Origin of the sequence: Ideonella azotifigens, from assembly GCF_006519715.1 — a bacterium.
In the GTDB taxonomy this organism is placed as follows: Bacteria; Pseudomonadota; Gammaproteobacteria; order Burkholderiales; family Burkholderiaceae_C; genus Ideonella; species Ideonella azotifigens.
In genome coordinates this window covers 1-5,861 of sequence record NZ_VIDT01000344.1, presented here as the reverse complement: position 1 = coordinate 5,861, position 5,861 = coordinate 1, and the positions used below count along the sequence as shown (strand labels likewise).

Annotated in this window: 6 protein-coding genes; 2 read left to right on the top strand and 4 right to left on the bottom strand. The window is 68.8% G+C overall.

All coding sequences use genetic code 11. The annotated features are described in order from the left end of the window. Both FKP22_RS18870 and glnT read left to right on the top strand, forming a co-directional pair. Nucleotides 1-1,251 (top strand): aldehyde dehydrogenase (locus FKP22_RS18870; RefSeq protein ID WP_141289259.1); only part of this gene is annotated, 1,251 nt, incomplete at its 5' end. After that, entirely contained in the window at nucleotides 1,244-2,575 is a 1,332-nt protein-coding gene (gene glnT, locus FKP22_RS18865; protein WP_141289258.1) for a type III glutamate--ammonia ligase, read from the top strand. The genes FKP22_RS18870 and glnT, both read left to right, overlap by 8 nt. 28 nt (nucleotides 2,576-2,603) lie before the next feature. On the opposite strand, the gene FKP22_RS18860 is transcribed toward glnT, so the two are convergent. The 4 genes from FKP22_RS18860 to FKP22_RS18845 all read right to left on the bottom strand — a co-directional run. Continuing rightward, nucleotides 2,604-2,990, bottom strand: a complete 387-nt coding sequence (locus tag FKP22_RS18860; RefSeq protein ID WP_141289257.1) for a c-type cytochrome — start codon at nucleotides 2,988-2,990, stop codon at nucleotides 2,604-2,606. Nucleotides 2,991-3,006: 16 nt separating this feature from the next. Continuing rightward, nucleotides 3,007-4,356 (bottom strand): cytochrome C, encoded by a 1,350-nt coding sequence (locus FKP22_RS18855; RefSeq protein ID WP_141289256.1) that lies wholly within the window; start codon nucleotides 4,354-4,356, stop codon nucleotides 3,007-3,009. Nucleotides 4,357-4,450: 94 nt separating this feature from the next. Beyond that, entirely contained in the window at nucleotides 4,451-5,032 is a 582-nt protein-coding gene (locus FKP22_RS18850; RefSeq protein ID WP_141289255.1) for a cytochrome b, read from the bottom strand. 86 nt (nucleotides 5,033-5,118) lie between these two features. Continuing rightward, nucleotides 5,119-5,861: sensor histidine kinase (locus FKP22_RS18845; RefSeq protein WP_141289254.1), on the bottom strand; the 743-nt coding region annotated here is incomplete at its 5' end.

Genomic DNA, 5,861 nt, shown 5'->3' with positions numbered 1-5,861 from the left:
CGCAAGAAGGTGCTGCAGCGCTTCGCCGAGAAGATCCTGGCCGCCGGTGAAGAACTGGCGCTGCTGGAGACGCTGGACATGGGCAAGCCGGTGCAGTATTCGCTGGGCGTGGACGTGTCGGCCACCGCCCGCTGCATTGCCTGGTACGGCGAAGCCGTGGACAAGGTCTACGACGAGATCGCCCCGACCGGCGACAGCGCGCTGGCCCTCATCACCCGCGAAGCCATGGGCGTGATCGGCGCCATCGTGCCCTGGAACTACCCGATGATCATGGCCGCCTGGAAGCTGGGCCCGGCCCTGGCCGCCGGCAATTCCGTCGTGCTCAAGCCCAGCGAAAAGAGCCCGTACACCGCCGCCCGCCTGGCCGAACTGGCCGTTGAAGCCGGCCTGCCGCCAGGCGTGTTCAACGTCGTGCCTGGCTACGGCCACGAGGCCGGCGAAGCGCTGGCGCTGCACATGGACGTGGACGCCATCGGCTTCACCGGCTCGACCCGCGTGGGCCGCCGCATGCTGGACTACGCAGGCCGTTCCAACCTCAAGCGCGTCTACAACGAGCTGGGCGGCAAGTCCGCCTTCCTGGTGTTCGAAGACTTCAAGGACATCGCCCGCGCCGCGCAAACCGTTGCCGGCAGCATGTTCTTCAACCAGGGCGAAAGCTGCAACGCACCCTCGCGCGTGCTGGTGCACGACAGCGTGGCCGACGAGTTCGTCAAGCTGGTGGCTACCGAGGCGCCGAAGTACGCCGCGGGCGATCCGCTGAGCGGCAAGGCCGAGCTGGGCGCGCTGGTCGATGAAACCCAGATGCGCACCGTGCTCGGCTACATCGACGCCGGCAACACCGAAGGCGCACGCTGCGTGGCCGGCGGCCGCCAGGCGCGCAGCGAAACCGGTGGCTACTACGTCGAGCCCACGGTGTTCGACGGCGTGACCAACGACATGAAGATCGCCCGCGAGGAAATCTTCGGCCCGGTGATGAGCATCATCCGCTTCAAGACCGAAGCCGAGGCCGTGGCCATGGCCAATGCCTCCAGCTACGGCCTGCAGGCCAGCGTGTGGAGCGACAGCCTGAACCGCGCCCACCGCGTGTCCCGTGCGCTGCGAGCCGGCACCGTGCACGTCAACCAGTACGACGAAGACGACATCACCGTGCCCTTCGGTGGCTACAAGCAGAGCGGCAACGGCCGCGACAAGTCGCTGCACGCGTTCGACAAGTACACCGAACTGAAGACGACCTGGATCCGCCTTGACTGACCTCCACCAGCGCCTTGCCACGCAGGGCGTTCACACGCTGATCGCCCAGTTCGCAGACGTGCACGGCACGGCCAAGGGCAAGTACGTGCCCTTGGCGCATCTGGACGATCTGCTCAAGACGGGCGCTGGCTTTGCCGGCCCGTCCATCTGGGGCACGGCCTTGCCGCGCACTGGTGCGCGGGCCGAGTACTACGCGCGGCCGACCGAGGACAACATCCAGGCGCTGCCGTGGATGCCCGGCTACGCGCTGGCCACCAGCAGCGGTTTCGTCGACAACCAGCCTTTCGAGGCCTGCCCACGCCAGGTGTTGCAGCGCGCCACTGGGCGGCTGGCCGAACGCGGTTGGAGGCTGAAGACCGGCATCGAGCCGGAGTTCTTCCTGCTGAAAGCAAAGGACGGCCGCTGGCTGCCGGCAGATGATGCGGACCGTCTGGACAAACCCAGCTACGACCTGAAGTCCATGCCGCGCCAGGCCGCCTTCCTGCAGGCGCTTGGCCAGGCGCTGACCGACGCCGGGCTGGACGTGTTGCAGCTGGACCACGAAGACGCCCACGGCCAGTACGAGGTCAACTTCGCGTTCGACGAAGCGCTGGCCAGTGCCGATCACCTGATGCTGTTCAAGCTCGCCGCGCACACGCTGGCCGAGCAGCACGGCACCGTGTTCTCGATGATGCCCAAGCCGTTTGCGAACCAGCCGGGCAGCGGGCTGCACTTCCATGTGTCGCTGTGGGATGAGGCGAACCGCTGCGTGTTTGCGCCGGTGGCGGACGAGCCCGGCGCGCTGCTCTCGCCGCTGGCGCGCCACTTCATTGGTGGCGTGCTGGCGCATTCGGCAGCGCTGTGCGCGCTGGCCGCCCCCACGGTCAACAGCTACAAGCGGCTGGTGGTCGGCGAGTCGCTTTCAGGCACCAGTTGGGCGCCGGCCTACGTTGCGCACGGGCCGAACAACCGCACCGCGGTCGTCCGCACCCTGCCCGGCCGTTTCGAATGGCGGCTGCCGGACGCCAGCGCGAACCCGTACCTGGCAACGGCTGCGCTGATCGCCGCCGGGCTGGACGGCATCGATCGCCAGCTGGACCCGGGCCCGGACTGCACCGAGGACTTGTTCGCGCTGTCGCTGGGCGAGATCCGCGCGCGTGGCATCGCGCTGCTGCCGCAGTCGCTGGACGAAGCAGCCGACGCGCTGGCGGCAGACGAGATCGTCTGCGCTGCGCTGGGCCCGGTGCTGAGCGCAGAGTTCATCCGGCTGAAGAAAGCCGAGTGGCTGGCCTACGCCCGCCACGTCAGCGACTGGGAACTGCAGCGCTACGCGACGATGTTCTGATCGCCGCGAAGCGCGACGCGATGCAGCCTCACTTGATCGTGCTGAGGTAGGCGATCAGGTCCGCCCGCTCCTTGGCGTCTGGCAAGCCGTCGAACTTCATCTTGCCGCCGGGCACGGCCTTCTTGGGCAGGGTCAGGTAGGCGTCCAGCTGTTCCTGCGTCCAGGCGATGCCGCTGGCTTTCAGCGCGTCCGAATAGGCGAAGTCCGGCAGGGCGGCCGCCTTGCGCTGGAAGCTGCCAAACAGCGACGGGCCCTTCTTGTTGCGCCCTTCCTTCACGCTGTGGCACTCGGCGCAGTTTTCGGCGTACAGCTTGCCGCCCACCGCCATGTCGCCAGCGGCCCGGGCGGCCGGCAGCATGGCGGCCAGCGCCAGCATCGCGGCCGGCGCCGCCCATGAGGAGAGATGTCGGGTCATGTTGGCGGCTCTCACGTCAGAAACTGGTCCAGGCGAACAGGAACAGCGTGTTGTTGTCCGAAGCCTTGCGGCCGCTGCCGTCGTAGTTGCGGGCGGCACCGTTGTACTCGCTGTAGGCGGTGTACTGCGCACCCAGCCGCAGGTTGGCCCACGGCGCCAGCCACGAACCTTCCTTGCCCCAGGGCGTCCAGTCGGCCTGGAAGGTGGTGCCCTGGGTGTTGGGCTTGTTGTGCGCGTTGGCGCTGTACAGCGTGGCGTCGCTGTCGCCCGTGGTCAGGAAGCGGCCGACCGAGAAGCCCCAGGTCTGCAGCCAGGTGTACGAGGCATTGAGCTTGGTTTCGCGCAGGTAGCCACCGGCATGGCTGGCCTCGCCGGCTGCGAGCATCGCGTCGCGGCTCTGGCGCTCCCAGATGTGGCTGCCCTGCACGGTGAAGATGTGGTCCCGCGTGCCCAGGAACTGGTACTGCGCGTCCACGCCCAGGTCGTGATAGCGGTTGGTTGGCCCACCTGACAGGCGGTCAGGCTGGATGCCGGCATTGAAGCCGAACACACCCGCCGACCAGGCCTGGCGCTTCAGGTCCTTGAACCAGGCCAGGCGCCAGTAGGCGGTGTTGCCGGCCACGCGGCCAGGGTCGTCCGCAGTGCCCAGGCTCATGCGCTCCTGCGCAGTGCGCGAGAGGCCGCGGTAGGCGCCCAGCTCGGCATACCAGCTGTTGTCGTAGAAGGCATAGCCGGTGAGGCCCAGCACATGCTGCTCCAGCCCGCCATTGATCAGCGTGCCGGTCTCCACGCCGCCGAAGCCCAGCGGCGAGCCGGCATACGGGAAGCTCCACACCGGCAGGGTGTTGAACGGGTCCTGCACGCCGGGGTTGTTGTTCAACGTGGCGCCCAGGATCAGGTCCTTGCCGCCAATGTCGGTGACGTGTGCAAAGCGCAGGTCCATCTGGTCCAGCGAGCTGCTCTTGCCCACGCCGTCGTAGGTGATCTGCATGAACGAGCCCAGCTGGTCGGCCAGCTTGCCGGCGATGAACAGTGAGGCTTCGTCCAGCGTGCGGTTGTCGTTCAGGCGCGAGCCCGGCGCGGGCGCTTCGGCCTGGTCCTTGCCGGTGTGGGTGAACGAGCCCACCACCATCCCGGACAGCGGCACCTTGCCGGACTGGCCGTCGGTATCCGTGTAGCCGCCCATCTTGAACTTCACGCCAAACGGCGTGAGCTGCGGGCCGAAGCCGCCCACGTGGCAGGCCACGCAGTCCTGCCCGGTCTGGCGGGCATAGCTGGGCACCGCCTGGCTGCTGCCGGCGGCCATCAGCCCTGCAGCCAGGCCCAGCAAGGCCGCGCAGCGGCGAAACGAACTTAACAAGGTCATGGAGACTCCCGGAGGTCAGGCAAAAGATGGGGTGGCCTCGGCCTGCGCCGAGGCATGAAGGTGTGCAGTTCGCGCCGACTGCGCAGCCGGGCGCTCAGCTGCGAGCGCGCGCCCAGGGCCACATGGCGCGCAGCACGCCGTCACGCAGCGCCAGGTGGTGCCACAGCGCCGCGGCAGCATGGGCGCCAACCATGGCGGCCAGGATCCAGGCCAGCGTGCCGTGCCAGTCTTCCAGCGTGTCGGCGAGATCGGGGTCAGGCGCCAGCAAGGTGGGCAGCGTGCCCAGCAGTGGCAGCACCACCGGCTTGCCGGCGGCATTGGTGAGGGCCCAGCCGAGCAGCGGCAAACCCAGCAGGAAGACATAGAGCAAGCCGTGGATGCCCGAGGCCAGCCAGACCTGCCAGCGCGGCCGATCGGGCAGCACTTCCTGCAGTCGCCAACGGCTGCGCATCACCAGCCGAGTCAGTGCGAGGGCCCAGACGAGCAGTCCCATGACCCGGTGCAGTTGCAGCCAGGTCGCGCGCACCGCCTTCTCATCGATCAATTCCCGGCCGAGCACCAGCGCGAAGACGGCCAGCAAGGCCAGCGCGGAAAGCCAATGGGCAGCCGCCAGCGGACGAGGTTGGCGCGCCAGCGGTGCCGCGGCGGCCCGCTGTTCGGAAGACGGAAAGGCCATGCAGGACCCCTGAATCGGACAGAAGCCCTAGGCTAAGAGGGGCCGCCCTTCAAAAGCCTGACAGTCGCGCCTGCCGCAGGAATGACTCAGTCGTGCAGCGGCGGGAATTCCAGCCGCACCCGCAGGCCGCCCGCGGGCCCGGTCTCGCCCAGCGCCAGCGTGGCCCCGTGCCGCAAGGCCACTTCGCGCACGATGGCCAGGCCCAGGCCAGATCCGCCCCGGGCTGCGCCAGGCGCCTGGTAGAAGCGTTCCAGCACCCGCTCGCGTTCCTCGGCGGGGATGCCGGGGCCATCGTCTTCCACCACCAGCCAGGCGCCACCGCCCTGCGCCACGCCGCAGCTGGCGGTGACGCGGCCACCGGCAGGCGCATGGCGGATGGCGTTGTGGACCAGGTTGCCGATCAGCTCGTGCAGCATCCAGGCCGAACCCTGCACGGGCGCCGAAGCGGCGTCGAAGCCCAGGTCGATGCCGGCCTGCAGCGCCGGGTCCAGCCAGATCGAGGCGTCGTCTTCCAGCAGGTCGCGCAAGTCCACGCGATGGAAGGCTTCGGGCACTGCGGCCTCAGGGGCCGAGCGGGCCAGGGCCAGCATCTGCTGGGTGGAACGCGCCATGCGCTGCAGCGCGCCCGTCACCGCGGCGAGCCGGCTGCGTTGTTCCGGTGTTGCCTCCTTGCCGATCAGCTCCACCTGGGTCTGCACGCCAGCCAAGGGCGTGCGCAGCTGATGCGCGGCCTGCGACAGGAAGGCCTGCTGCGCCTGCGCCGCGGCGCGCACATGCGACATCAGCCGGTTCAGCGCCGCCACCAGCGGGCGCAGCTCCGCGGGCAGCG

Excerpts from the sequence above, each read along its gene's own strand:
- FKP22_RS18860 (WP_141289257.1), bottom strand. The coding sequence starts at position 2,990 with ATGACCCGACATCTCTCCTCATGGGCGGCGCCGGCCGCGATGCTGGCG.
- FKP22_RS18855 (WP_141289256.1), bottom strand. The coding sequence starts at position 4,356 with ATGACCTTGTTAAGTTCGTTTCGCCGCTGCGCGGCCTTGCTGGGCCTG.
- FKP22_RS18850 (WP_141289255.1), bottom strand. The coding sequence starts at position 5,032 with ATGGCCTTTCCGTCTTCCGAACAGCGGGCCGCCGCGGCACCGCTGGCG.